Below are 26,264 nucleotides of genomic sequence, written 5' to 3'. Positions count from 1 at the left end.
TCTTTATTAATGATATTACCCGATGAGATAATCACACGTAGTAGTGAAGTAATTTCTAATGTATTTCAGGTTTTCAAGCCATTTGAACTGTAATCTCGGTTTCATTTTAAACTTAAACTCATACATAGGGCTAATTAAATACAAGTCTCTTTCCAAAACCTTAAATTGTTCTTCTTTTACAATTTTCTCAAAAATTTCTGGCGTAATTCGAGTTTCTTTTGTTGCCTTAATAAATCCAATATGGTTTGGGTCAATCAATTTAATAATGTTGTAATAAATAAAATTAGGCAACAAATGATAGTATGGTAACAACGCAAAAAACTTATTTTTAAGTACCTGCTGATGTCCTCCAAATGGATTTTGCCAAGGTGGAAAACCAAAATAAACAACGCCTCCTTCTCTTAATATACTTTTGATACCATGTATCATTTCTTGATGTCCATAAACGTGTTCAATTACATCTTTTAAGATAATTATATCAAATTTTTTGTCTATATTATCTGCGATATAATCATGTACATTTTTGATGAAAAAATCTGCCTTGCCTTCTCTAATATCCTTTTCATAAATTAGTTTAGCTTTTTCAACAGGTCCGGTATCCAAATCAAAGCCTGTGATATGACATTCTAATTCTAAAAAAGGTAACAAAACTCCTCCATCTCTACAACCTATTTCCAGAACTTTCATTCCTTTTTCTATCTTCTTTTTTCTTTCTATAAAAGGGATAACATTGTTTTTGGTGTTGGAATATTGCAATTGGAAATACTGGTCTCTATTTGCGTGAAAATCAAATGCCATTGGGTGTTTTTTTTATGATTGTGAAGAATATTTATTGTTTTTAATGGAGTTTAATTCCTCCTTTAGATGAGTAATTAGTTCGTCTTTTGTTTTGTTGGCATCTTCGAGTGTTAAGATTAGTTTTGAAACAAGCGTTTCTTTCTCAGGATTTAGAAGGTCAGTTTTTAATTTATCTACTTCGGGAAAAAATTCTAAAATATTCACTTCAAATACTTCTGCCAATTTAACGTAATATTTTGCTTTTGGAATAACGTTATATTCCCAAGTTCCATAAGTGCTTTGAGTTACGCCAACCCTTAAAGCAACTTCTAATTGAGACAATCTTTTTTCATCTCGTCAAGTGCGTAGTTTTATTGCAAGTTCCATTAATTTAAGTGTATAAGTTTAGGGTTATTGAGAATTGATGTTATAGGACACCTACTATCTAAATATATGCCAAATTGATAAAAAAAAGTAATAGATGCAAATTATCGGTGATGAAATTTTAAAAAACATTAAAAATTATTAAAAAACCACTTGGTAAATAATGATAATGACTTTGTTTTAAATGGTTTTACGGTTGAGTTAGTAGTCTCAGATGCTCAACTTTGTGAAGTTATTTTTACAATTTTTTTAAAACCTTAAAAACAAAAAAACATTATGAAGAAGTTATTTTTATCATCTATTTTTTTTATGTCATGTGCCTATGTTGGGTTTAGTCAGACGGCTGTAAAAATCCTTCCAAATTCAACTACGCCAGGGAATAGTGTGTTGATTGGTATTGGTGCTGGCACAACTTCTACTGGAGATGCAAATGTTCTTATTGGAAATCAAGCTGGTAGTTCATTAACAGGGGGAAATTATAATATGTACTTAGGTAGTCAAGCAGGTCAATTATCAACTTCTGCAAATCAAAATGTATTTATTGGTCATGCTACTGGATACAATTCTGCTACTGGTGTTTACAACACATTCATTGGTAGAACTGCTGGTTTTCAAAATACCAGTGGCACAGGTAATTCATTTATTGGGGTGTTCGCAGGAGGATTTGATGGATATAATGCATCTGGGGGTATATCGAACACCACAGGAAATTATAACACGATGATTGGTTTTAAAGCCTGTACAGGAGCATCAAATTTAACAAACGCAATGGCAATTGGGGCAAATGCAGTAGTATCAGCAAGCAATGCCCTCGTTTTGGGAGCTTCTGGAACTAAAGTAGGAATTGGCGTAACAGCACCACGGACAACCTTAGAAGTAAATGGTTCAACAATCATTGGCGGAGGTATCACAAGTTTGCCTACTGGTTACAACCTTTACGTAGCCAATGGTGTCATTACTGAAAAGATAACGATTGCAGCAAAAAACACAACGGCATGGGCAGATTTTGTTTTTGAGAAAAACTATAAACTCAGACCCTTAACGGAAGTAGAGAGTTACATCCAACAAAATGGTCATTTACCAGAAGTCCCTTCTACGCAAGAAGTACAAACCAACGGAATGAACTTAGCGGAGAATGATGCTAAATTATTGCAAAAAATTGAAGAATTGACTCTGTATATGATTGCACAGGATAAAAAAATAAAATTATTAGAAAAACGAATAGTTAAACGTAAATATTAATAAATATGAAAAAGGTAATTTGGTATTTGATTATTGTGTTGGTTGGGGTGTTGGCTTGTAAAAGTCAAATGGTTCAACCCGAAGTTACGAATTTTGAATTTGTAGGAGAAAGCACTGGTAATGCGTCTTTTAATGTCTCGCAATTAACGAATGATAAAAAGACAAAGTTGATTATCTCAGCAAATCCTCTAAAACTCAAAATAACGACAAAAGAACAGGTATATGATTTTAAAAATTATGCGAGTTCTTTGGATTTGAAAGCACAAATATTAGAGTATCAAGACCCTTTGAAAGGCATTTTGCCAGAAATTCCACCTTCAACCAATGTAAACTCCAATCCTATTATAAAGACTTGGAATGTAACAGAAGGAACAATAACAGTTCAACTCATCGAAGGACAGCCCTTAGAAAATCGTGATTGCTCGAATCCATATAAAATAACTGTGAAATTGTCAAATGTTAAATTTACAACAAATGATAGTAAAGAGGTTTTTATGCTTAAAACACAGCTATTTAAGGATTTTCGTGTTGGGTGGTGTCCTGAATAAACGATTCAGAAAATGAAATATTATTTTTTATTCGCAATGTGGGGTATTATTTTATCCTTTAATACTATTGCACAAAGACCATCAAATGATTGTGCATCCAGTACACCATCTATCAGTGTATTTAACAGTAATCAAACTAAAATAGACCAAATTAGATTATCTGGAGTTAACGATAATGGCATTACATATGTACCAATTAGAGTTAATATTATTAGAAGAAATGATGGAACAGGTGGAGCAACATTAGATATTATTAATAGAGGTTTAGCAAGAACAAATGCGTTATATATTAACTCAAATATTCAATTTTATTTTTGTGGAACAACTCCAAATTATATCAATAATACTACGTATTATGATTTCACAAATACAAATGAAGATGCTTTGGCTAACTCAAATGATGTAACCAATGCTATTAATTTTTATATAGTAAATTCGATAAATGTCTCAGGGTTTGGAGGTGCTTGTGGCTACGCTTATTATCCAACAACTGCTAATCCAAAAGCAACCAATAGAGTTTTTTTTGATGATGATTGTGTGGACTATTCTTCATTCCCTCACGAATTAGGTCATTATCTCAATCTTATACATACGTTTGATAGAGCAAATGGTGCAGAGTTAGTTACAAGAGGAGTAGGAGCAAATTGTACTACGGCTGGAGATTTATTATGTGATACTCCTGCTGACCCATACGGATTATCTGGAAATAACAGGAGTGGATGCTCATATACTGGAACGGCAGTAGATGCTAATAATCAAACATTTAGTCCATTGACAAATAATATAATGTCATATTATGATGTTTGCAGAACTTCTTTTACTACTGGACAATATAACAGAGCAAAGGATGGATTATTGTTAAGATTATCGCCTGCAACAACAGTTTCGGAGAGATATACTCTTGATTGTTCTGGCACAATTTTAACGGCTCCAAGTTCAGTAATAGCAACCATCAGTGGAACGAATGCAACCATTACTTGGACTGATAATTCAACTACTGAAATGGGTTTTATTATAGAGCGTTCAACATCATCAACAACTGGGTTTGTTGCTGTTGGTGGGGTTGCTCCCAATGTAACAACCTTTACAGATAATACTGTTATGACTGGTACAAGTTATTTTTATCGTGTAAGAGCATCAAATACAACAGATAACTATTCAAATGTAGCTTCTACTGGCGGTGCTTCATGTCCAGCAACTTTAACTTTAACAACTTCAATCAATTCTGGCTCACAAGTATTCCAAGCATCTAATAGTATTACCTCAACCAGTCAAATTTCTGGTACTGGTACTGATGTAACTTATCGTGCTGCTTCACAAATTGTGCTTAATCAAGGCTTTAAAGTAGGGTTGGGTTCTCTTTTTAAAGGTAGAATCTCTGCTTGTAATGTTAGTGCAAGACAAGCAAGTGAGTCAGCCCTATATGTAAATCAAGAAATCGAAGGAGTAGAATTATCAGCCTATCCAAATCCAGTATCAAATGGAGAAGTTATAATTCAATATACTCTACCAGAAGATGGAAACGCCAGTATCAATTTAGCCAATATGAGTGGTATAAACGTAAAAAATATTGTAGAAGAAAAATTTCACGAAAAGGGTACATACAAAGTAAAAGCTACTTTAAGTGACTTAAAAACAGGAATTTACCTTTATATTTTGCAAGGAGATAAAGTAAGATTAGCTAAAAAATTAGTAATAGAATAGAAGAAGAGTGCTAATTCTGTGCGTGATACAGTTTGTGGCTGTATCACGCTTTTGCGTATAATAGGTACTTACTGTCCAATCAATTTGAAAAACTCTTCGGAATAACTTTCACTCACAGGAATTTGAGCATTCCCGATTTTGATTTTTAGATTACGGATAGACTCGATTTTGTCTAAAGAAACAATAAATGATTTATGCACACGAAAAAACTCCAAAGAAGGTAATTTCTCTTCGATAGACTTCATCGTCATGCGGGTAACAATGGGTTTTGTGGAGGTATTGAGATGAATTTTGATATAATCTTTTAAACCTTCAATATAGGTGATTTCATCTATTTTTAATTTCACCAGAGAGTAATCTGCATTGACAAAAATGGTAGTTGGCTTAGTTTCCACAATAGTTTCAATGACTGTTGATTTCTGCTTCAAATTATGGAGTTCATAAGCTTTGTTGACAGCTTTTAGAAAACGTTCAAAATCAATAGGTTTTAATAGATAATCAACCACGTTTAGGTTAAATCCTTCTAAAGCATATTGTTTATAAGCCGTCACAAAAATCACCATTGGGCTATTGGGGAGACTTTGCAGAAACTGAACACCTGTAATACCAGGCATTTGAATGTCTAAAAATAATAAATCAATTTCTTGGTTTTGAAGCACTTCCATCGCTTCAAACGCATTTTTGCATCTTTTTACAAGATTCAAAAATGGAATCTTCTGAATATTATCTTCTATAAGGTCAAGAGCCAGATTTTCGTCATCGACGGCGATACAGTTTAGCATAGTTTTATGATTTTAAAGAGTAGCACAGACTTTAGTCTGTAATTTTTAAGTAATTTACCATAGCCGTCAGGTTAAAGGCTTTTTGAATTCTGACTTATTATTACTTAGACTGACGGTTATGTATGAGCAAATTACAAGCTAAATTTTATCCTACTCCTAACTAATTTCTAAATAAATTCCATAAAACTCATCTTCATCTTTAATACTGAGGTGATGATTTTCAGGATATAAAAGTTCTAATCTTCTTCTTACGTTAGCCAATCCAATGCCAGAGGCTTCGTCTTTTTCCTCTTTAAATTGTCGGTTTACTTTATTTTTTACTGAAAATATAATTCTATTGTCAACCGTATGTAAATCAATCTCAATAGTGGGATTTATAATCATTCCAACACCATGTTTAAAAGCATTTTCAACGAAAGGAATCAATAACATGGGTTCTATGGTTTTGTTTCCATTCAATTCGTTGGTATTAAAATTAATCTCAATGTCATCGCCAAACCGTAATTGTTGTAATTCAATATATGCTCTTAAATATTGAGCTTCTCTTTGAAGAGTAACTTTGGCATCATCAGATTCATAAAGCATATAACGCATCAAGTCTGACAGCTTAACTACCACAGGTTCAACCCGTTCTGGTTTTCGTCTCGACAATGAAACGATACTGTTCAAGACATTGAACATAAAATGTGGACTAATCTGTGAACGTAAGAATGATAATTCAGATTTCAATTTTTCAGTTTCTCGTTCTTTTTGCTCTTGTTCGTTCTTGAGATTATCTGATATAACTCTATAAGATGCACTTATGGCAAGGAAGAAAAGTAGTTGAAATGTTGAGCCTGTTCTGGGAATAAATTGTCCTGGGAAAAATATATCTTTAATCAATGTATGCAAAAGAAATACACCAAGCACCAAACCAATTGCTGAGAGTAAATATATCCAAATACCTTTTTTATGTAAAATTTTTGGAATCAATACTTGACTATTAAAATAAAAAAAAGGAACATTGATTAGAGCAAAAATGGTAAAAAACTCTGTCATGGAGAATGACTGTATTACGGCTTTTTTAGGTATTCCAGCAGGTGGAGCAGAATACTTTAGCAAAAAGGGTAAAGCCAACACAAATGCCCAAAAAGCAAGGTGCAAAAATATGGTTTGGTATTTAGGAAGTGTTTTGGTCATGGGATGTTTTTTTACAAATCTAATAAAACATAAGCATCAGAGAAATAAAATCCTTACGTGGCATGATTTTTTAACGACCATAGAACACTTTTGTGCGACCAGTCATTTCTAAAATAAAACAGGTTTCTACAAACTTGCAGAAACCTGTTTTCTATACCTAATAGAAACGATTTTGTTGATTACAAAGTACGTTTCATTTCTTTCATTTCGTAACATTCAATAATATCGCTTACTTCTAAATCATTGAAGTTTTTGATAGAAAGACCACATTCGTAGCCAAACTTAACTTCTGCCACATCGTCTTTGAAACGTTTTAGAGCAGAAATCTCACCTTCATGAATTACAACGAAGTCACGAATTACACGTATTTTGTTAGAACGTTTAACCGTACCATCCAATACATAAGAACCTGCAACTGTACCCACTTTAGAGATTTTGAATACATCACGAACCTCAATGTTTGCGGTAATTACTTCTTCAAATTTCGGAGCTAATAAGCCTTCCATTGCATCACGTACATCGTCAATTGCTTGATAGATAACTGAATAAGTACGGATTTCGATTTGCTCGTTTTCTGACAAACGACGTGCGTTTGTACTTGGACGAACTTGGAATGCTACAATTACTGCATCTGAAGCCGAAGCCAATAATACGTCTGATTCTGAAACTTGTCCAACACCTTTGTGGATAATTCTTACTTGTACTTCTTCTGTTGATAGTTTCAATAATGAATCCGACAATGCTTCTACTGAACCATCTACGTCACCTTTCACAATTACGTTCAATTCTTTAAACGCTCCGATTGCCTTACGACGACCGATTTCTTCAAGAGTAATGTGTTTACGAGTACGTAATGATTGTTCACGTAGAATTTGCTCACGTTTGTTTGCAATTTCACGAGCATCACGTTCATTTTCCATTACGCTCAGTTTATCACCTGCTGCTGGGGCTCCACTCAAACCTAATACTTGTACTGGTATTGATGGCCCTGCTTCTTTCAATTTATTACCACGATAGTCAAACATGGCTTTTACACGTCCGTAGTGAGCTCCTGCAAGCATCATATCACCTACTTTCAATGTTCCTGCTTGTACTAAGATGTTGGCAACATAACCACGACCTTTATCTAATGAAGCTTCCACAACTGTACCAACGGCACGTTTGTCTGGATTAGCTTTCAATTCTAACATTTCAGCTTCAAGCAATACTTTTTCAAGCAACTCATTTACACCCATACCTGATTTAGAAGAAAGTTCTTGAGTTTGGTATTTACCACCCCATTCTTCTACAAGGATATTTTTGATAGATAATTGCTCACGAATTTTTTCTGTATTAGCTCCAGGCTTATCAACTTTCGAGAACGCAAACACGATAGGTACACCAGCAACCATTGCGTGGTTGATAGCTTCTTCAGTTTGTGGCATCACGGCATCATCTGCTGCAATTACAATAATGGCAACGTCTGTTACTTTAGCTCCCCTTGCACGCATGGCCGTAAAGGCTTCGTGACCAGGTGTATCTAAGAATGTGATTCTACGTCCGTCATCTTGTTTTACTGAATATGCACCAATGTGTTGGGTAATACCTCCTGCTTCACCTGCGGCTACTTTTGCACGACGAATATAGTCAAGCAATGATGTTTTACCGTGGTCAACGTGACCCATAATCGTTACGATTGGAGCTCTTGATACTAAATCTTCAGGAGCGTCTGGTTCTTCGGCAATGGCAGCTTCAATTTCTTCTTCGGCAGATACAAATTGTACTTCAAATCCGAATTCTTCGGTAATTAAAGCAATTACATCAGCCTCAAGACGTTGGTTAATTGAAACGAACATTCCTAAACTCATACAAGATGAAATGATTTCGTTTACCGAAACATCCATCAAAGAAGCTAATTCGCTGGCTGAAATAAATTCAGTTACTTTTAAGATTTTTGCTTCTTCGTCTTCTGCTAATTGCCGCTGTTCATTTCTATCTGCACGGAATTTACGTTTTTCACGACGCTCTTTCGCACCAAAGTTCGACTTGTTTGACTGTCCTTGCAGACGAGCCATTGTTGCCTTGATTTGGTCTTGGATTTGCTTGTCAGTTACTTCACCTTTTGGTACTGGTTTTGCTCCTGCGTTGGCATTATTATTATTGTTGTTATTATTGCGATTTCCTTTATAGTTCGGGCTGTTCCCTGTTCTATTATTGTTGTTGTTATTATTGTTATTACCGCCTTGTCCTGATGTATTATTACCAGTTCCTGTATTAGCAGGTTTTTTAGGAGCGTTCGGGTCAACTGGGGCTCCGTCTTTTTTCGGACGAGGAGCTCCTTTTTCGTTACGAATTTCAGTTTCAGTAACTTTTGCTCCACCAGGTTTATCAATACGCTTACGTTTCTTCTTGTTATTATTGTTGTTATTACGGTTGTTTCCACCACGACCAGTTTCAACGGGTAATTCGATTTTACCCAAAACTTTCAATCCTCGTAATTGTTCACCTTTTGCTTCAATCAACTCTACCGCTGAAGTATCCTCTGGAATGGCATCATTACGTCCTAATTTCTGAGGTCTATTTTCTTGTTGCGTTTGTTGAGGATTTCTGTTTTGCTGATTTTGGTTATCCTGTTGTTTTGGCTGCTGAGGAGCATTGTTTCCGCTACCTTGTTGCTTATTCTGAGGATTTTGGTTGTTGCCGCCACCATGTTGTTTGTTCTGAGGATTTTGGTTATATCCACCACCTTGTTGTTTGTTCTGAGGATTTTGGTTATTTCCTCCACTACCTTGCTGTGGCTTGTTCTCAACAACTGGATTATTAGGCTGAGTTACTGGTTGTTCAGAAGCTTTAGGTTGTACTACAACCTCCGCAACTGGAGTTTTTTCTACTACTGGTTGCACGACTTCTGCTACTGGTTTTTCAACGATTGGGGCTTCTATTACTGGTTTTTCAATTACCTCTGGTTTAGCTTCTACCACGATTGGCTTCGGAGCTTCCTCAATTTTTACAGGTACTATCACTGGTTCAACCGCTTTGGGTTGTTCTATTATCACAGGTTTTTCTTCTACTACCACAGGTTTTACTTCTTCCACCTTTGGTGTTTCTATTTTCGGCTCTGGTTTTGGTTCTACAACTGGTTTTGGAGGAATTACATTTCCTTTTGCATCCAGTTCTACTTTACCAATAATTTTAAGCTGAATCTCTGCTTTTGCAACAATTTTCTCTGGTTCTGGAGCTTCTTCAACTTTTGGCGTTTCTGTTGGCGTAGTCACCGCAGGTTGAGTTTTTGCACCTTCACGAGAATATAAAGGCAAATAATCATCATCTTGTCTCTTCACAGGGACAACAACTTCTTCTTCGTTAGCTCTTGGAGCTGGAGCAGATTCTTTTAGCAGATATTCTGCACCGAATTCTTTTGCGACGATTTTTAATTGTTCAAAATTTAATTTGGCGTTTGGGTTATTTTCTACCCGATGTCCTTGAACAGATAGCTTTTGTACGATGGTTGAGGTACCTACGCCAATTTGCTTTGCCACAAGGCTCAAACGCATCATTTTATCTTCTGCCATACTTTTTGATTGATACTTTTCTATAATAATGTTGGATTTTGAGTGATTGAATGATAGAATAGCTTTGATGGGTAAGTGAAATGAATACAACGACTATTCTATCATTCTATCACTTACTCATGCTACATTACTCAAACTCTGAACGCAAGATTGACAATACTTCCTCTACTGTTTCTTCTTCGAGTTCAGTACGACGAATCAATTCGTCGCTATTTAAAGCCAGAACTTGCTTGGCTGTATCCAAACCGATTTTGTGTAATTCTGCAATTACCCAATCTTCGATTTCATCAGAGAATTCTGATAAGTCAACGTCTTCGTCGTCAATCTCGTGTTCTTTAATATCACGATAAACGTCTAATTCGTAACCCACTAATTTACCAGCTAATTTAATGTTTTGTCCACCTTTACCGATTGCCAATGATACTTGGTCGGGTTGTAAATACACCGCAATACGCTTTTTCTCTTTATCAACATTCATTGAACTTACTTTGGCTGGGCTTAATGCACGACCTACTAAAAGTTCAAGGTTTTCTGTGTAATTAATTACGTCGATATTTTCATTCTGTAATTCACGAACAATTCCATGAATACGTGAGCCTTTCATACCTACGCAAGCTCCTACTGGGTCAATACGGTCGTCATAAGATTCTACTGCTACTTTTGCACGTTCACCTGGTTCACGTACAATTTTACGAATCATGATTTGACCATCGTAAATTTCAGGAATTTCTTGTTCAAACAAACGCTCTAAGAATACTGGCGATGTTCTTGAAAGAATAATCTTTGGTGTTCCATTATTCATATCTACTTTATGAATAACTGCTTTTACAGATTCTCCCTTTTTGAAACGGTCTTTCTGAATCATCTCTGATTTTGGAAGGGTCAATTCATTACCTTCACCGTCTGTGATGATAAACTCTTTTCCAATAATCTGATAAACATCTCCCGAAACCATTTCACCTACTAAGTCTTTGTATTTTTCAAAAAGACCTTCTTTTTCTAAATCTTTGACTTTCTGAATAAGTGTTTGACGTGCGGTTTGAACAATTCTACGACCGAAATCTTCTAATTTAACTAATTCTGCTACTTCTTCGCCAATTTCAAAATCGGGTTCAATTTTTTTAGCTTCTTCCAATGGAATTTTATCATAATCCCAAATGTCTTCTGAATTGTCATCAACGATTTCACGAGTACGCCACATTTCTAAGTCGCCACTTTCAGGGTTGATGATAACGTCAAAGTTTTCATCAGTTCCATATCTCTTACGAATCATCGTGCGGAATACGTCTTCCAGCACTTTTATCATCGTCGGACGGTCAATGTTTTTTTCTTTTGCAAAATCCGCAAACGACGAAATTAATTCTGCACTATTCATCTTTTCATAATTTTAAGGATAATTGTATTCAGTATTATGTATTGAGTACGATGTATTACGGAAATGGGACAAAATTACTGAACCTATATTTCTTAATACTTAATACTTGATACTTCGTACTATACACAAAACACCTATTTAAACGATATTTGTACTTTGGCTTGTTGAATATTTCCAAATGGAATAACAATGCTTTCTTTGGGTTCAACTTTTTTGCCCTTTGATTTCTTAACTTCTTCTTTAAAAACGATTCCTTCATCAGTTACGTTCTCCAACGTTCCATCTTTCTCTCCTTCAACTAATTGAATTTTTAGATTACGACCAATATTTTTGATGTATTGGCGTTTGAAAGTAAGTGGCTGGTCTATTCCTGGTGAGGATACTTCTAAATTGTAGGCATCTACGATAAGCTCGTTGGTTTCGATGAAATGTGCTAATCTGCGACTAATGGATGCACATTCTTCAATTTTGATACCTTCGTCTGTATCCAACAGAATGGTAATGTTTTGACGAGTTTTGCTGGCTGTTACTGTTACCTCAACCACGAAGATTCTGTCATCTTCCAAATAGGGTTGGAGTAATTCGATTATTTTTTCTTTGGTCATTCAATTATTGTAACACAGACTTTAGTCTGTCCGTTTGTCCGATTTACAGACTAAAAGTCTGTGTTACGGAACACCTTATCAAAAAAACAAAAAAGAGGGATTAACGACCCCTCTTTCTTTAAATTCTTCGCAAAAGTAGTGAATTATTAATCAAAAAGCAAGTATTTCTTCGTCTGTCTTGAAGATAAAACCTTGATTTATATCAGATTGCTAAATTTGAGACGATAAAATGATATTTTTTAAATTAATCGTCTCAAATTTACCGTTGTGAAGAATATATCATTTCCTCTTTTTACCATTAAGTTGATAGGTTTCCCTTCGCCTTTCTGAAATATTTTATAAATTTCACTAATGGTAACATCTTTTGATGATTTGTTATTGATGAAAATGACTCTATCTCCTTGTTGTAAACCTGCTAATTCGGCAGGGGAGTTCTCAATAATTCTATCAACCATAAATTCGTGATAATCTTCTCCTCGTGCCATCAATTCTATGCCACTCATGTTGTGTTCAAAAGGCTCTTTCATGCGGCGATTGATGGGCTTCAAAACGATGTATTGGTCACGGTAGTTGAAGGTGACTTTAAATCGTCTCAAAAATTCACATCCAATATTGCCTTGTCGCTCGGTAAGGTCAACTCCTCTAATTCGGTAAGAAGCACTATCTGGGAAAGAAGCTACTAAGTTTTTTATCTCGAATTTCCCTATTTTCAACATTGGGATTCTACCTAAGTTTCCGTTAATGATACCACTAAGACCACGCCCCAACTGTGCTTTTACTATTTTTTCAGGCATGGGAATACTATTTTTCTGATTTGCATCCAACGAAATGGCATGACCAGCTCCTGTATCCAAAATTACTTTTAGGGGTAAATTTTGGGTGTCATTAATTAATTCAATGGTACTTAAATAAGGTTTGTTTTCCTCAATAGTAATGGGGAATCTTTCGCCTTTGCTTGGTTTGTATTTATAATGTTCGGGGTTTTCCAGAATGAGTTCATTGGTTGAAAAATCAATAGTAACGGCAAAACGATTGAATATCTCATAGCCGATGATGCCGTGAACGGGTCGTCCCACAAATTCACTTAATTTGAGAACATCGTCTTTGATGACAACTAAATTTTGACGATAACCAATCATTTCTCCCATCGTGATGGTGTTATCCAACACAATTCCTGCTTCAATGCTATTTCCTTCTCCTACACCTGCAATGCTCACATTCCTTGTATATTTCATCCGTTGTTGCTGGACAATATTTGCATCCGTTAGAATAATTGAACTAACGCCTGTGTCTAAAATGAACCGCAATGTGTCTGAGTTATTGACTTTTACGGGTACTATCACTAAATTTGCTTGAAATTCAAATGGAATTCTCGTTATCTTCCGCTTTTTAATGAGTTGAAAGCCAAATTTTTCATCAGAAACCGCCTTTAATTTTACTTTTTCTTGGGTTGAATTTTGCTTTTTGGTTGAATTTATTTGTTTCTCAGAATCTAAACGTTGTTTTGTTTCAAGATTTGGACTCCATTTATTTGGGAGAATATCTTGTACTTTACAATATCCTACAACTGGGAGCATTGTAATTGCCATTATTTTTAACCAAAATAATTTCATGATTATCTAATAGAGAATAATGTTGAGATTGCAAATTGCTGTGATTGTTTCGTCCGTTTTGTTTCGTAGTAATATAAGACTTGTCCTAAAATTTTAATACTAATATAAAGTAAAATTTATGAATATTCAAATATTTAATGTTGATTTTTAGATATTTGAAGCTAAAATGAACCATAACCCCCCTAAAATCATGATTAATGTTCTCCGTAAAGTAAGTGTAGTTCTTGCGTTAGCGATTATGGTTAGCTCGTGTGTGAGTCAAAAGCAATACACTGAGTTAGCAAAAGACAAAGACCGTCTTGATGTAAATGTCGAGAGGGCTCATAAAGAGATTCGAGAATTGAAAGAGGTAAAACTTACCTTAGAAGACCAAATTAAAGCGAAAAACGTAGAGATTACGAAGCTCGAACAACAAGTAAATATTTTTAAACGTCAGACTGACGAGATGGGTGCAAAGTTCAATGTATTGGACGAACAAATGAAGAAAATGACGGTGGATTTAGAAGCAAAGAAGTCTGAAAGTGCTTCATTGATTGCAAGTTATGAACAAAAAATTACAGAATTGCAAATTGCTAATGCAGCAATGGCTTCTCGTAAATCAAGTACAAAGAGAGGGAAAGTAAAGCGTGCAAAAGTAGCCTTGCCAGCTGTATTGAAATTGTAATTGAAGATTGTGAGCGGAGGCTTTTAGGGGTTCGCTTGATACAGTAAAATGCTTGATGTAATAAAATCTTAATCTCAGAATTTATTACATCAAGCATTTCTTTTTTTATCGGTAAGATTAATTAGAACTCAATTTCTATCCGATTAACACCTAAGCTATCAACCGAAAACGTTAAATATTCTGATTTCTCTATTTTATTAATCAGAAAAGACTTTTGGTTACCATTTACTCGTAAACTTATCGTTTTTTTGTGTTGAGGTAATAAAATTTCTATATCCGCTAATGTGCCTGTGCCTGTATAAATTATCACTATTTTATTATCTGTATGTTTGTATTGGTAGGTGATGTAACCTCCTGATGCTTCGTATTTTACGGTTACAGATACTTCTTTTTCACCAGTTGATTCCCAGCGAGGAGATAGTTTTACTCGTTCAAACATTGTTGTAGCGTCTTTCACGCCTGCCAAACCTTCTAAAAGTGCATAAGTTACGGCAGCAGCACCCCAACGGTCTGGAATTCCGAAAGATAAATCATCTTTTGAGGTGTCTTTCCCTTTCAACTCAATGACCGAATCTCCTAAAGTTATTCCCGCAATCATCCAACGAGAGGTAGAGTTTTTCATGCCAAAAAGCTCAATCGACAGGATTGTTTTGTCAGGATTAGGATTAATGATTTGGGTAATACCTAAACCCACAAAAGGTGATTTTTTGTTTTTCCCAAACCATGCTACTTTAAAATTAGCTTTATCCTGAGGAAACCACCAATTTCCAATTTTATCGCCATGAATATAGTCGGTAAATGTAGAGCCATCACTGTAACGTATTGTCAGCATTCCAATCATATCTCCTTTTGAATGTGCATGAAGAAGACAAATGGTTGCCGCTTTTTTGCTAATTAATAGAGCAGTTGAAATTTGATAGTCTTTTTCAATATCATCAGAAAGAACGATGCACCCTTTTTCAGCATTATCTAAAGGGTCGGTTATTTGAAAGGGTATTCCTAAAAATGAATGTTGTCCTAAAGGAATATTGGAAGCGTCATTTTCTTCACCATCGCCATTCCAACCTGGCACTCCTTGACTGCCTTTTCCAGCAAAGTCTGCATTGGCAGATTTTGCTAAACTTATTGGGGTAAAATTGCCAGTTTTGGATTCAGTAATTTCTCCTTTATAAGTAGCATGGAGGTAATCATCATGTTTACGAGCAAGATTAAGGGTTCTATTTAAGATGTCCACTCCATAAGTTTCATAACCATGTTGGAATGCCCCATGAGCCAATTCTCCTGCCACGATGGTACTTACGCCACCGTTTATAAATTCCCATTTTTTGGCATCTTTCTGAAAGCCATGTTCAAATGGAGGGTAGATATTGTACCATTCCGCCACTGAATTTTTGGGCATTTCACTTCTTACTTTTTGGTATTCATTCAAAATGCCAAGAGCTTGCAGATGCGTTGCACCACGGTTGAGAGCATAAGCATTTGAAAGTGAAAGTTGTTCGTTGGGTTTTGTTTTACCAATATTTCGCTTCTGAAAAAATTGGGGGTCTTCTGGGATAAAATGAGTATAATGCTGACCGTTCCAAGCTAATTTATCTAAACGGTCTTGAATATTTTTTGCTTCCTGCTTGAAGTAATTCCCCTCTTCTTTTCTGCCACTTACCAAAAGCATTTCAGCCAACATCCGATATGCCGAAATCAAACCAGTATTATCGCCAAACATAATGCCGAAATCGGTTTTTTCATTAATCAACATACTGGCACCGTTGGTAGCTTTGGTATCATATTCGTGCTTAAAATTCCAAGTGTCAATGGTAAAAGCACGTTTGACTAACTGATATTTTTGCGACCATCGAAAAGTATCTGTCGTCAGATATTTTACCGCTTTGATGGCAGAATCAAGGTTTTCTCGCATCCAAGCATTATCGCCAGTTGCTTTCCAAGATTCATATAAACATTGCACAAATAAATATTCTACATCAGCCTCAATAGGTTGGCGTTTTAGTTCATAAGTGCCATTTTCTACTTTTTTGATAAAATTATCTTTTGTCAAAACCGAATCCCACCAATTAGGTTCTTTAGTTCTGGGAGCAATGTTATCCCAAATCATTCCGTCTTCTCGTTGATTATTGGCATATAAATCGAATCCATCTTTAAGGTTTGGATTGAAATATTTCATTGCCTTCAACGTATGCGTATGGTCACGAAGCCAACCCACGAAGACTTTGTAAATTCGTCCATTAAGGCGATAGGCAGACATTTCTCCAAATTCGCCAACCATTGACCAATAAAGTGTCTGTAATAATTCCTTATAAATACCTGCACTATCAATGATTTCTGTCTGACAATTGACAGAGAAATATATAGAGTCAATTCTGTCACCGTTATTATTTCTAAGCTCACAAAAATGATTTCCTAATGCTCCACCTGCTCTAAAAGTAATAGAACTGACTTTGCCTTCGCCTTTACGGTACATCCTAAAACGTCCATCACGAATGAAAAAATAACCTGCTTCTGTAGTCGTAATTGTCACAACATCAAGGGGTTTGATAACTTGTCCTTTTTCGTGAGATGTAATGATTAATTTACCATTTTGACTTTCAATTGGAAATATGACGGTTGGATTTTGGGCAAAACTTGAGAAGCCTATTCCAGAGATTAGGGAGGTAGTTTTAAGGAAATTTCGACGACTTTCGTGGTTCATCAGATACACAATAATTTAAATTGAGGCTTATGGTTGGTAGTATTGTGGTTTTTCGGGCGGGAAAACACGGAGCGGAATGGAATTACGAAATAACGAAATTTTAACTTAGCGAGCAAAGAAAATTTGCATTTTCGGCATTCTGGGTTTTACTTTGCATCATCAAATCAATATCCTCCGAGAGTATCCTCTCATTAGGTAGTTGATTTATAAAGAAGAAGGGAGAGAATAGGCTCAATGAACTTCTGGCAACCTACCAAGTCGTTATGGCAAGGTGCTAATTCCTACCTGTTTTGGTTATTAGTTATTAGTTATTAGTGATTAGTGTTCAGCTTGAACCAATCACCAATCACTAATCGCCAATCACTATCTCGGGAAATATAAACCAATTACGATTCAATTCCAGCCTTTAATTTTTGCTGTAAATTATTCGTCAGGTTTAATTATTTATTATTCGATGTTATTTATTCGATGTTTGTTTTTCGTTGTTCGATGTTAGCGTCGAATTTCTGAATATCAAAGAACGAAAATCTAACATCTAAAAAAACATCTAAAAAAATGACATTAGAACAATTACAGTATCCCGTTGGAAAATGGGCTGCGAAGGAAAGCTATTCTTCGGAGGAAATTCAGCACAATATTGCGGAGGTTTTGGCGTATGCTTCGAAATTCAAAGAATTAACCCAAAATCTATCGGAAGAAGATTTAGAAAAAACGTATCGTGAAGGTTCTTGGACGATTCGTCAGGTGATTCATCACGTAGCGGATACGCATTTGTGGCATTTTATCAGAATTAAACAAGCTTTAACGGAAGAAAATCCCGCAGGTGTTTTTGGGAATGTAAACGCTTTGGCGATTTTGCCCGACACACAAAAAGCCCCCATTGCAGACTCTTTACAGATGATTGAAAGTACGCATAAACGTTACGCTTATGTATTTTCAAATATTCCATCAAGCGATTATGGACGTACCTATTATCATCCATTCCGACAAATAAATGTAACTGTTCCACAGGCATTGGATATGACCGTTTGGCATTCAAGACATCATTATGGGCATATTTTGATTGCGTTGGGGAAATAGGCAAAACCTTGACAAATTTGCAATCGGATTACAGATTTGTCAAGGTTTTGAGTTTTTTTAATAGTTCCGTTCTGCATTAACGACAGTAAAATAAAACTAAATATATGTCAAAAAAGGGCAGAAGAGTTCCATACGAAGAATCTTATTTAGAGGAAATAAGTAAAGAATTTTCAAAAAATGAAGAATCTGAGAATGTATTTGATGAATTATTAATAACCATCAACTGTGGATTATGTAATTCTCTCGAATTGCATGAAAAAAGATGGTTTTTCCATATTGCTTCTGGAAATTATGAAATCTTCAAAAACAGTTCTAAGTATAGCATAGATTTGAAACCTCTGTTAGAATTAGCTTGTTTCGATGATTTTAAATTTAGGCAAGTTTTTAGCGATTATTATAATGACTTAGATGGATATAAAATTAATTCTAAATTCAAAGTTGATTATGAAAAAACTCTTCAAACATACGATTCGAATTTAGGGACTTTTGAATTAGTAGTTAAAGCAACTCCAATATCTGTTTTTGAAAAGGAAGCAGATATTTTATACCTAAATGCCAAATTTGAAGAATGGTCTTCAATCATTAATAACCATAAAGATGCAGGAGATATTTTATTGAATCGTTTAATTCATTATACAAATACCTTTAAAAATGAATTTATTGAGAATAGAGGCATGGGATATTTTTGGATAAAAACTCATAAAAGAATACTTCTTTTGCGTTCTAAATACATGTATATTTCAGGTAAACAAATATTCAAAGATTCAAAATATTTTGAGATAAATATTGGACAAAACAGGATTGAGTATAACTATGAAAGTCATTGCCATGTTGCTGTAAAACATTTCTCATTAGGTGTTGGGATAAATGATAAATCTCACTTTTATAAAGATTTTGACCTGACTAATATTATAAATTTGTTGCCCAAAATATTTTCTATTGCTAATAATTTACACATTTTTAATGAATCAATTATTGCTTCTAAGGATGCTAAATCTTTCTTTTTTGAATATAATAGTCAAGTATATGCTTTATGGGTATGTGAAGGAAAAGGAAGACAAGTTAGGTTTATAGAGGTTACATCATTTTATCCTACGGAAGGAAACAAACATATAGAAATATATTCAAAATTGACTAAAAGTAATCCAGTAATATTAGAGGGAAAAAGTTTGGCTTTTTTTCATTAAAACAATTTGTATCTAGAACATAAAATCTAATTTTTAGAAAAAAACTATGAGTAGGAGAATTCCCCCTTTGAAGGGGGTAGGGGGATGTAAAATCATGAATATCACATAACTAATTCACTATCAATCAACCATGAAAAATAAAATCATTCCCTATAATCCTAAATTGAAAGAATTAGCCCGAGAACTACGTAAAAACTCTACGCTTTCAGAAGTATTACTTTGGCTGAAAATAAAAGGAAAAACGATGGGAGTAGAATTTCATCGACAAGTCCCGATTGATAATTTTATCGTTGATTTTTATTGTCATGAACTAATGTTAGCCATTGAAATTGATGGTAGTAGCCACGATGATAAACAAGATTACGACCAAAATAGACAACTAATTTTAGAGAATTTGGGCGTTAAATTTATTCGATTTAGAGATATTGATGTGAAGCGGAGAATAGGATGGGTTTTGGAGGAACTTATGATTTGTGTGGAGGAGTGTAGAGTTTCTGAGGATTCGTAGTTTTTACATCCCCCTGCCCCCTTCAAAGGGGGAGTTTGTGGCTCGTAGATTTTAAATAAGATGTAATGTATTGGCATTCAAAATTTTATGGAGTTTTTGTAAAACTATATACTTTATTTATCTGTCAATTAGCCTAAAATATTTACCAAAATATCAGTTCGTTTTTTGTGACAAACTGAAAAATTAATAAAATTGAAAACGACTACTTTCAAATACAATAAACCCTTCCAATTAGAAGCAGGAGGTATTTTGCCAGAAATTGAACTGGCATATCAGGCATTGGGAGAAATTAATGACGATTGCTCAAACGTTGTGTGGGTGTGCCATGCCTTTACAGGTTCTCAGGATGTGGAGGATTGGTGGCAAGGTTTGGTGGGGCGTGGAAAATTATTTGACCCTGATAAGCATTTTATCATTTGTGTAAATGTTTTGGGCTCACATTATGGAAGTACGGGACCACTTTCGGTAAATCCTGCAACGGGCGAACCGTATTTCCATAATTTCCCTTTAATCACGATTCGAGATATTGTTAATTCGTTTGATTTACTGCGTGAACACTTGGGGATTCATCAAATTTATACGTGTATCGGTGGATCATTGGGTGGTCAACAGTCAGTAGAATGGGCAATTTCTCAACCTGATTTGATTGAAAATCTGATACTTATTGCCACAAACGCACAACATTCTCCGTGGGGAATTGCTTTCAATGAGTCGCAAAGAATGTCGATAGAAGTTGACCCAACTTGGCAGGAAAGTCACTCGCAAGCAGGTATCAAAGGAATGATGGCAGCAAGGGCAACGGCGTTGATTTCTTACCGAAATTATGAAACCTATAATGTAACCCAAGCCCGAAAAGACGAGCCTTTAGGAAAGTCACACCGTGCCGTTACTTATCAGCGTTATCAGGGTGAAAAATTGGCACAACGTTTCAATGCGTTTTCGTATTATGTACTCTCGCAGGTGATGGATTCGCAGGATGTGGGGCGTGGGCGTGGTGGAGCTATTCAGGCATTATCACAAATAAAATCTAAAACATTGGTGATGGGTATTAAGTCAGATGCCTTGTTTCCGATAAATGAGCAGGCATTTTTGGCAAAACATATTCATGGAGCAACCTTCCAAGCATTGGATTCTTTGTATGGTCATGATGGCTTTTTGATTGAAAGTCAACTGATTACAAAGGCAATAAAACTATGGCAAAAATTTGTCAAATTTGATGTGAATCCGATGTATGATTTCTTTAAGGGTTTGGAAAAGAAGGTAGCGGCGAATAGCATTCGCCAATCGGTGTGACAACTGGCTACATAAAAATATTGACTGGCGAATGCTATTCGCCACTACACAAATTATTAATTCAAATGAAATCTACAAAAAGTCGAAAATCTATAAGGTTGCAAGGGTTTGATTATGCTCAAAATGGATGGTATTTTATCACAATTTGTATAAAAGGGTTTGAAGAATTATTGGGAAAAATTTCAAATGATGGTATCTTTATCCCAAATGAGACAGGGAAAATAGTTGAGGAAACGTGGCTTTTGACCTCGCAGATTAGACCTACTGTCGAGTTAGATATTTATCAAATAATGCCCAATCACTTTCATGGGATAGTCGTGATTGGTAGCAAAAACTCTCCACCACTAATTCAGAGGTTTCCTGATACCCATAATCCACCCTCTAAATTTCAATCGCCCAAAAAAACTATTGGAGCAATCGTCAGAGGTTTCAAAGGAGCATCTACTAAACTAATAAGACAGAATATTACAAGAAATTTTGAGGAGAAAATATGGCAAAGAAATTACTATGAAAGAATTATTAGAGATGAAGCTGAATTGAATAGAATTAGAAATTATATTGCAAATAACCCCAAAAGATGGCAGGAGGATAAAGAGTTTTTTAAAAAGTTATTAGACAAAATGGCGAAAGGTAGTGGCGAATAGCATTCGCCAATTGGTATGATAACGCAAGCAATGATACAGCTCGTTTCCAACTCAAATTCGTAGTGGCGAATAGCATTCGCCAATTGGTATGATAACTGGCGAATGCTATTCGCCTCTACCAAAAAGACGTTTTTTATGCCAAGCCTTCGGGTTTTTAGTATGTAAATTCATAAGCCAAATATAGACCAGCACACTACTAAAAACCCCAATAATAACTCCGCCTAAAATGTCCTCTGGAAAATGTTGAAATAGATAACATCTTGAATAACCCGTTAGCCAAGCTAATGTTACGAAGACAAAACCCCAATTTTTATTTCTTGCAAAAAGCGTAAGCATGGTAAAAATGGCAAAAGCCGTAGTGGTATGTCCCGACGGAAAACTGAGGTGAATATTAATATCTACCCCTTCTACAAAATGCCAATTTGCTTTTATATCTTTGAAAAAAGCGAGAGGTCTTAAAGTGTTAAAAAAGAATTTTAATGAAGTTGAAAGAATCGTGCTTAAAACCAAAGAAGCCGTAAAAATCAAGGCTCTGTTATAGCTCACAAACAAAAATAGTAAAATAGTTGCCGCCCAAAACCATCCTTCTCCCAACTGAGTAGCTCCCCAAAAAAAGTAATCCGCCCACAAAGCATTGTGCGAATTAATAAATTGCATTTGTTCTAATTTGGTAGTCGTCAGTACGCACGCCAAAACTATAAGCCAAATAATGACGGTTGGAACGAAAAAAGATAGATTTTTTTGAAAAATTTGCTTCATTTCACAAAGTTCGGAACGGAATGTGTTTATTCAAAATAGAGATAGATTTACTTTGTGAGTAGCACAGGTTTCCAACCTGTTAATTTTACGTTGTTTTGACAGGTTGGAAACCTGTACTACTGAATCTTAAACCGCCATTACATTGAATAAAATTGCATTTTTCCTTTTAATGTGCTTGACCTCAGTCACTTTTGCTCAAACTATTTTGCCCGAAAGTAACATCGCTGAGATGGAATTGAGTTTGAATAAAATCAACCTCATACATCGTTTTTTGCCTGTTTTAACGGGTGAAGGTTTTACAATTGCCATTAAAGAAAATAAAATTGATTCTTTGGATATTGATTTTCAAGGGCGTTTAGTTCGCTCGACTTTAACATCGGCTTTATTCTCAAATCATGCGGCGGACATGGCAACGATAATGGCGGGAGCAGGGAATAATTCGGCTTCCAGAAAAGGCATTGCTTGGAAAGCCAAAATTATGTCGATTTCCTTTGCTAAACTTTTACCTGAGTCGGACGATTTTTATAGAAAAAATCAAATATTTCTTGAAAATCACTCCTATGGGACTGATATTCAGAATGTTTATAATACAAACTCCATTGCTTACGATGCTTCAATTAATCGTTTGAATGATGTTTTACACGTTTTTTCTTCGGGCAATTCGGGGAATATTACGCCAACTGATGGCAATTTTAAAGGCATTGCCAATTACTCAAATCTCACAGGAAGTTTCAAGCAAGCTAAAAATATTATTGCCGTCGGGGCGGTAGATTCTGTTGGAAAAATAGAAACTCGTAGCTCTCGTGGGCCTACGTATGACGGGCGTTTAAAACCTGAATTGGTAGCTTTTGGACAAGACGGAAGTTCGGGAGCGGCGGCTTTGGTTTCGGGAGTGGCTACGCTTTTACAACAACAATTTGCACGAAATAGAAATAACGTAAAACCGCCTTCACATTTGGTAAAAGCACTTTTGATAAATAGTGCGGAGGATGTTGGCACAAAAGGCATTGATTATCAAAGTGGTTATGGAAATGTAAATGCTTTTGCAGCGGTTCAAACACTCAATGCGGGACGGTTTTTTACGGGAGAAATTACCAATGGTGTAAGTCAAACCTATTCTATTTCTATTCCTTCCAACGTAAAAAACTTGAAAATTACCTTACTTTGGAATGATTTGCCAGCTACCGAAAAAGCCACGATTGCTTTGGTAAATGACCTCGATTTATCCGTCGTTTCTCCAGAAGGACAGCGGGTTTTGCCTTGGGTTTTAAGTGTTTTCCCGAATGCCGATTCATTGAAAAAACTGCCCGCTCGTCGCAGAGACGGTTTGAACAATGTGGAACAAATTACGCTTCAAAATCCTTCTTCGGGAAAATATTCGGTAGTTATTTTAGGTTATAAAATTCCGAAAGGAAGCCAAACATTTTCAGTGGTTTATGATTGGGAATTGGGCGATGAATTTCAATGGCAATTTCCGCAAAGTCAGGATAATTTAACGCCCAATGAGAATAACTTAATTCGCTGGAAATCAACATTTTCGGAGACAAAAGGAGTTTTGGAGTATTCGCCCAATGCAGGGCGTTCTTGGCAACGAGTGGGCGATATTGATTTGTCGAAAGGTTCATATCGTTGGAAAGTGCCAAATTTGTTTTACACGCCCGCCCGTTTGCGTATGAGTGTTGCTAACAAAGCATTTTTGAGCGATACTTTTAGCGTTTCAAAACCTTTAGAAATTAAGTTGGGCTACAATTGCCCTGATTCCCTTTTATTGTTTTGGAATACGCCAGAATTCATCAATCGCTACGTAATTTATCAGTTAGGAAATCAATATTTAGAGCCAATTATTCAGACTAATCGTTCTTCAAATGTTATCAATAAAAAGAAATATGGAGTTAAATATTTTGCCGTTGCTCCCATTTTAGATAACGGAAAGTTAGGACGTAGAAGTAATGCCATAGCCATTGATAATCAAGGAGTAGGGTGTTTTTTGAGGTCGTTTAATGTGGATAATTTAGACGATAAAAATGCTCAACTAAGTGCAGAATTATCAACATTGAACCAAGTCAAATATCTTGTTTTTCAAAAATTAGAAGGAACTGAATTTAAAGATTTGTACAGTTTAATTCCAACCCAAAATCGTTTAAAATATCAATATGAAAATGGACTATTGCAAGGTGAAAATACGTATCGATTGAAAGTAGTTTTTCAGAATGGGAGCGAAGGCTTTTCCAATAACGAAACCGTCTTTTTCTTTGCCGATAATCAATATATTTTGTATCCAAACCCGATTAGAAAGTACGATGATTTGAAATTTAAGCTCAAAAATCCAACGAATGAAATTTGGCAATTGTACGATGGGAGAGGAGCGTTGATTTTACAAAAAGAATTACGGAATATTGATGAAATCGAACCAATAAATTTGCCGTCGGGAATGTATTATTATGTAATTTTGAGTGATAAAAAAATAATGGCTTCGGGTAAATTGGCGGTCGAGTAAAACGGTTACTATTTACTGAAATATTTAATCCTAAACTCAAAATGACTTCTAAATTCCTGCTTACTTTACTTATTTTTGCTGTTATTTCTTCGGAAAAATTAGTTGCACAAACTGCTCTTCCTTCCAAAATTGATTCCTTTCTCAAAACGCAAATTAAACGTCCTTTCAACGGCATTATTTTGATTTCCCAAAATGGAAAAATGCTTTATTCCAAAGTGCAAGGTTACGAAAATTTAGAAACTAAAAAGCCTTTGGTGCTTGATAATCAATTTGTTGTGGGTTCAATCAGTAAGCAAATGACAGCCGTTGCGGTCTTGCGAGAATTTGAAAAAGGGAAAATTGAGCTTCATGTTCCTGTACGTAAATATTTGCCAGAAATGCCACAAATTTGGTTGGATTCAATCACGGTTCATCAATTATTAAATCATACTTCAGGCGTAATGGATTGGAATAAACCCTTGAAGTTCAAGCCGTCAACGGATTTTTCATACTCAAATGTTGGCTACGAATTATTGGCGAAAATTGCCGAGAAAGTTTCGGGGAAATCTTACGCAGTTTTAATGGGTGAAATCTTTAAAACGTGTGGAATCCAAAACTCGATGAGTCCAGCCTTAAACCAACATAAACAATTGGTAAACAGCTATGTAGAAGACTCGACGGGAAAAGTCAAACTGGTTAAAGGACTTTTGCTTGACTTAGGTATTCCATCTGGAGGCATGATTTCGACGGCTAAAGATTTACTATTATGGAATAAAAATCTGCACGGAGGCAAATTACTTTCCAAGAAAAGCTACGATTTAATGACGACCGCTTCCTCTTCGAGAAACCATTTTATTTTCGGAAAAGTAGATTATGGTTACGGATTCCAAATTGACCGAAAAGGAAAAACCTTAGAAATTGGACACAGTGGTTATGCAACGGGTTTTGCCTCTGCCAATTTTTATTATCCCGAAACCAACACAAACCTCATCATTTTAGAAAATATCGCTTGGGATGCCGATAATTTTAAAGATACCTTCAAGCATCACGTAGAGATTCGGAAGATTTTGGGTGGAGGGACTGAAACAAGATAAAACAGGATTGTGAAATTTGCTCATCACGTAATTTTGTTTTGCTTTTAAACATTTGTTATAGAGAGGTAAAACACTTATTTTTGATTTAAAAATGAATA

General features: G+C 35.4%; 20 protein-coding genes, 1 pseudogene and 1 riboswitch. Of the genes and pseudogenes, 11 read left to right on the top strand and 10 right to left on the bottom strand.

What is annotated here, in order from left to right; all coding sequences use genetic code 11:
- Positions 1-15: 15 nt before the first annotated feature.
- Entirely contained in the window at positions 16-798 is a 783-nt protein-coding gene (locus VB796_RS09225; RefSeq protein ID WP_323346239.1) for a class I SAM-dependent methyltransferase, read from the bottom strand.
- Positions 799-810: 12 nt separating this feature from the next.
- Positions 811-1,122: pseudogene (locus VB796_RS09220) on the bottom strand (helix-turn-helix domain-containing protein); the annotation flags it as partial.
- Between the two features lie 315 nt (positions 1,123-1,437).
- Between VB796_RS09220 and VB796_RS09215 the strand changes: the two are divergent.
- From VB796_RS09215 to VB796_RS09205, 3 genes are read left to right on the top strand one after another with little or no spacing between them, the layout of a single operon-like run.
- Positions 1,438-2,403 (top strand): hypothetical protein, encoded by a 966-nt coding sequence (locus tag VB796_RS09215; protein WP_323346238.1) that lies wholly within the window; start codon positions 1,438-1,440, stop codon positions 2,401-2,403.
- Between the two features lie 5 nt (positions 2,404-2,408).
- Entirely contained in the window at positions 2,409-2,951 is a 543-nt protein-coding gene (locus VB796_RS09210) for a hypothetical protein (protein WP_323346237.1), read from the top strand.
- Between the two features lie 12 nt (positions 2,952-2,963).
- Entirely contained in the window at positions 2,964-4,655 is a 1,692-nt protein-coding gene (locus VB796_RS09205) for a M43 family zinc metalloprotease (protein WP_323346236.1), read from the top strand.
- Between the two features lie 68 nt (positions 4,656-4,723).
- On the opposite strand, the gene VB796_RS09200 is transcribed toward VB796_RS09205, so the two are convergent.
- The 6 genes from VB796_RS09200 to VB796_RS09175 all read right to left on the bottom strand — a co-directional run bounded on the left by VB796_RS09200 (position 4,724) and on the right by VB796_RS09175 (position 13,736).
- Positions 4,724-5,437 (bottom strand): LytTR family DNA-binding domain-containing protein, encoded by a 714-nt coding sequence (locus tag VB796_RS09200; RefSeq protein WP_323346235.1) that lies wholly within the window; start codon positions 5,435-5,437, stop codon positions 4,724-4,726.
- 156 nt (positions 5,438-5,593) lie between these two features.
- Positions 5,594-6,616 (bottom strand): sensor histidine kinase, encoded by a 1,023-nt coding sequence (locus tag VB796_RS09195; protein ID WP_323346234.1) that lies wholly within the window; start codon positions 6,614-6,616, stop codon positions 5,594-5,596.
- 179 nt (positions 6,617-6,795) lie between these two features.
- Complete coding sequence (gene infB, locus VB796_RS09190) at positions 6,796-10,167, bottom strand: translation initiation factor IF-2 (RefSeq protein ID WP_323346233.1); 3,372 nt, start codon at positions 10,165-10,167, stop codon at positions 6,796-6,798.
- 127 nt (positions 10,168-10,294) lie between these two features.
- Positions 10,295-11,542: a transcription termination factor NusA gene (nusA, locus tag VB796_RS09185; RefSeq protein ID WP_323346232.1), complete on the bottom strand. Its 1,248-nt coding sequence runs from the start codon at positions 11,540-11,542 to the stop codon at positions 10,295-10,297.
- A gap of 134 nt (positions 11,543-11,676) precedes the next feature.
- A complete protein-coding gene (rimP, locus tag VB796_RS09180) occupies positions 11,677-12,147 on the bottom strand; it encodes a ribosome maturation factor RimP (protein ID WP_323346231.1) in 471 nt (156 codons plus the stop codon).
- 239 nt (positions 12,148-12,386) lie between these two features.
- Positions 12,387-13,736, bottom strand: coding sequence for an aspartyl protease family protein (locus VB796_RS09175; protein WP_323346230.1), 1,350 nt, complete (start codon positions 13,734-13,736; stop codon positions 12,387-12,389).
- Positions 13,737-13,950: 214 nt separating this feature from the next.
- On the opposite strand from VB796_RS09175, the gene VB796_RS09170 reads away from it, so the two are divergent.
- A complete protein-coding gene (locus VB796_RS09170; protein ID WP_323346229.1) occupies positions 13,951-14,424 on the top strand; it encodes a hypothetical protein in 474 nt (157 codons plus the stop codon).
- A gap of 121 nt (positions 14,425-14,545) precedes the next feature.
- On the opposite strand, the gene VB796_RS09165 is transcribed toward VB796_RS09170, so the two are convergent.
- Positions 14,546-17,125 carry a hypothetical protein gene (locus VB796_RS09165; RefSeq protein ID WP_323346228.1) on the bottom strand — a complete coding sequence of 860 codons (2,580 nt, stop codon included), beginning with the start codon at positions 17,123-17,125 and terminating at the stop codon, positions 14,546-14,548.
- 201 nt (positions 17,126-17,326) lie between these two features.
- A riboswitch (SAM riboswitch) is annotated at positions 17,327-17,435 on the top strand.
- 245 nt (positions 17,436-17,680) lie between these two features.
- Between VB796_RS09165 and VB796_RS09160 the strand changes: the two genes are divergently transcribed.
- From VB796_RS09160 to VB796_RS09140, 5 genes are all read left to right on the top strand, one after another.
- Positions 17,681-18,205 (top strand): YfiT family bacillithiol transferase, encoded by a 525-nt coding sequence (locus VB796_RS09160; protein ID WP_323346227.1) that lies wholly within the window; start codon positions 17,681-17,683, stop codon positions 18,203-18,205.
- A gap of 104 nt (positions 18,206-18,309) precedes the next feature.
- A complete protein-coding gene (locus VB796_RS09155; RefSeq protein WP_323346226.1) occupies positions 18,310-19,392 on the top strand; it encodes a hypothetical protein in 1,083 nt (360 codons plus the stop codon).
- Between the two features lie 130 nt (positions 19,393-19,522).
- Entirely contained in the window at positions 19,523-19,900 is a 378-nt protein-coding gene (locus VB796_RS09150) for an endonuclease domain-containing protein (protein WP_323346225.1), read from the top strand.
- Positions 19,901-20,092: 192 nt separating this feature from the next.
- On the top strand, positions 20,093-21,193 hold the full coding sequence (locus VB796_RS09145; protein ID WP_416233521.1) for a homoserine O-acetyltransferase family protein: 1,101 nt from the start codon (positions 20,093-20,095) through the stop codon (positions 21,191-21,193).
- Between the two features lie 65 nt (positions 21,194-21,258).
- Positions 21,259-21,837, top strand: a complete 579-nt coding sequence (locus VB796_RS09140; protein WP_323346224.1) for a transposase — start codon at positions 21,259-21,261, stop codon at positions 21,835-21,837.
- Between the two features lie 105 nt (positions 21,838-21,942).
- On the opposite strand, the gene VB796_RS09135 is transcribed toward VB796_RS09140, so the two are convergent.
- Positions 21,943-22,596: a phosphatase PAP2 family protein gene (locus tag VB796_RS09135; RefSeq protein ID WP_323346223.1), complete on the bottom strand. Its 654-nt coding sequence runs from the start codon at positions 22,594-22,596 to the stop codon at positions 21,943-21,945.
- Between the two features lie 142 nt (positions 22,597-22,738).
- Here VB796_RS09135 and VB796_RS09130 point away from each other — a divergent pair, with 142 nt between their 5' ends.
- Together VB796_RS09130 and VB796_RS09125 are read left to right on the top strand one after the other, a co-directional pair.
- Positions 22,739-25,093 (top strand): S8 family serine peptidase, encoded by a 2,355-nt coding sequence (locus tag VB796_RS09130; RefSeq protein ID WP_323346222.1) that lies wholly within the window; start codon positions 22,739-22,741, stop codon positions 25,091-25,093.
- 41 nt (positions 25,094-25,134) lie between these two features.
- A complete protein-coding gene (locus VB796_RS09125; protein WP_323346221.1) occupies positions 25,135-26,166 on the top strand; it encodes a serine hydrolase domain-containing protein in 1,032 nt (343 codons plus the stop codon).
- Positions 26,167-26,264 lie beyond the last annotated feature (98 nt).

This window comes from Arcicella sp. LKC2W (assembly GCF_034931005.1).
GTDB lineage: Bacteria > Bacteroidota > Bacteroidia > Cytophagales > Spirosomataceae > Arcicella.
The sequence above is the reverse complement of the archived record's forward strand: the minus strand, read 5'-3'. Positions and strand labels throughout refer to the sequence as shown.

What these genes read in the sequence shown, in the direction of transcription:
- VB796_RS09225 (WP_323346239.1), bottom strand. Translation starts at nt 798, where the DNA reads ATGGCATTTGATTTTCACGCAAATAGAGACCAGTATTTCCAATTGCAA.
- nusA (WP_323346232.1), bottom strand. Translation starts at nt 11,542, where the DNA reads ATGAATAGTGCAGAATTAATTTCGTCGTTTGCGGATTTTGCAAAAGAA.
- VB796_RS09125 (WP_323346221.1), top strand. Translation starts at nt 25,135, where the DNA reads ATGACTTCTAAATTCCTGCTTACTTTACTTATTTTTGCTGTTATTTCT.
- VB796_RS09165 (WP_323346228.1), bottom strand. Translation starts at nt 17,125, where the DNA reads ATGAACCACGAAAGTCGTCGAAATTTCCTTAAAACTACCTCCCTAATC.
- VB796_RS09215 (WP_323346238.1), top strand. Translation starts at nt 1,438, where the DNA reads ATGAAGAAGTTATTTTTATCATCTATTTTTTTTATGTCATGTGCCTAT.
- VB796_RS09170 (WP_323346229.1), top strand. Translation starts at nt 13,951, where the DNA reads ATGATTAATGTTCTCCGTAAAGTAAGTGTAGTTCTTGCGTTAGCGATT.
- VB796_RS09135 (WP_323346223.1), bottom strand. Translation starts at nt 22,596, where the DNA reads ATGAAGCAAATTTTTCAAAAAAATCTATCTTTTTTCGTTCCAACCGTC.
- VB796_RS09210 (WP_323346237.1), top strand. Translation starts at nt 2,409, where the DNA reads ATGAAAAAGGTAATTTGGTATTTGATTATTGTGTTGGTTGGGGTGTTG.
- VB796_RS09205 (WP_323346236.1), top strand. Translation starts at nt 2,964, where the DNA reads ATGAAATATTATTTTTTATTCGCAATGTGGGGTATTATTTTATCCTTT.
- VB796_RS09140 (WP_323346224.1), top strand. Translation starts at nt 21,259, where the DNA reads ATGAAATCTACAAAAAGTCGAAAATCTATAAGGTTGCAAGGGTTTGAT.
- VB796_RS09200 (WP_323346235.1), bottom strand. Translation starts at nt 5,437, where the DNA reads ATGCTAAACTGTATCGCCGTCGATGACGAAAATCTGGCTCTTGACCTT.
- VB796_RS09150 (WP_323346225.1), top strand. Translation starts at nt 19,523, where the DNA reads ATGAAAAATAAAATCATTCCCTATAATCCTAAATTGAAAGAATTAGCC.
- VB796_RS09175 (WP_323346230.1), bottom strand. Translation starts at nt 13,736, where the DNA reads ATGGCAATTACAATGCTCCCAGTTGTAGGATATTGTAAAGTACAAGAT.
- infB (WP_323346233.1), bottom strand. Translation starts at nt 10,167, where the DNA reads ATGGCAGAAGATAAAATGATGCGTTTGAGCCTTGTGGCAAAGCAAATT.
- VB796_RS09155 (WP_323346226.1), top strand. Translation starts at nt 18,310, where the DNA reads ATGTCAAAAAAGGGCAGAAGAGTTCCATACGAAGAATCTTATTTAGAG.
- rimP (WP_323346231.1), bottom strand. Translation starts at nt 12,147, where the DNA reads ATGACCAAAGAAAAAATAATCGAATTACTCCAACCCTATTTGGAAGAT.
- VB796_RS09160 (WP_323346227.1), top strand. Translation starts at nt 17,681, where the DNA reads ATGACATTAGAACAATTACAGTATCCCGTTGGAAAATGGGCTGCGAAG.
- VB796_RS09195 (WP_323346234.1), bottom strand. Translation starts at nt 6,616, where the DNA reads ATGACCAAAACACTTCCTAAATACCAAACCATATTTTTGCACCTTGCT.